1 pseudogene is annotated in these 419 nt (G+C 38.4%); it reads left to right on the top strand.

Annotation, left to right across the window (positions count from 1 at the left end):
* Window positions 1–233 (top strand): annotated as a pseudogene (locus DXC10_RS16445) (hypothetical protein); the annotation flags it as partial.
* Between the last annotated feature and the right edge of the window lie 186 nt (window positions 234–419).

The following is a 419-nucleotide window of genomic DNA, read 5'->3' as shown; positions in this document are numbered from 1 at the left end:
CTTTTGCATCCGCTTTCGGGAACGAGAGCAGCGATGGTTTGACATTCTGGCAGAAACGGTGTAAGAACCTTATCATTTTTCTACTCTTTGGCATTCGTTTCCATACGATTTCAGCCTTGGAAAAAGAAAAGAGAAAAAAAACTTCCGGTTTTATTTGGAAGATAACAAATAAAGTTCTTACCTTTGCACCCGCTTTCAAAAAGAAAGCAGCGATATTCGGCATTCTGATTTGAAGACGGTGCAAGAGCCCATTCGCTTTTATCCTCCCTTTCGCAAGAGAGATGACGAAGAAGAAGTGAAGCTAAAAAGAAAGGAATTGAGAAAAACTTCCGGTTTTATTTGGAAGATAACAAATAAAGTTCTTATCTTTGCATCCGCTTTCTGAAAAGAATGAAAGCTTGAAAAGAAGCGATCTTTGA

This window comes from Bacteroides sp. OM08-11, from assembly GCF_003438665.1.
Taxonomy (GTDB): Bacteria; Bacteroidota; Bacteroidia; order Bacteroidales; family Bacteroidaceae; genus Bacteroides; species Bacteroides cutis.
This window is presented reverse-complemented; position numbering and strand designations above follow the sequence as displayed.